Raw genomic sequence first — 210 nt, 5'->3', positions numbered from 1 at the left:
CTGCTTCTCGGTAAAACAAGGCACATAAGTAATCGCTACCGCTATCAGCCGTATCGATGTAAGCCACGGTATAATAACGCGATGGCAAATCCATATAGCAGTTGAACTCATCATACATCAAGCCTTCGTTAGGCTTTGGATCCTGTTGGTACAGACTTTCAAAGACGGCAGGGTTACGTTCCTTAATCGCTAAGAGCTTTTCAGCACTGT

General features: G+C 44.8%; 1 pseudogene. It reads right to left on the bottom strand.

Annotation, left to right across the window (positions count from 1 at the left end):
• Positions 1–210 (bottom strand): annotated as a pseudogene (locus tag HMPREF1551_RS14505) (heat-shock protein Hsp70); the annotation flags it as partial.

It is taken from the genome of Capnocytophaga sp. oral taxon 863 str. F0517 (genome assembly GCF_000466425.1).
Taxonomy (GTDB): domain Bacteria; phylum Bacteroidota; class Bacteroidia; order Flavobacteriales; family Flavobacteriaceae; genus Capnocytophaga.
The sequence above is the reverse complement of the archived record's forward strand: the minus strand, read 5'-3'. Positions and strand labels throughout refer to the sequence as shown.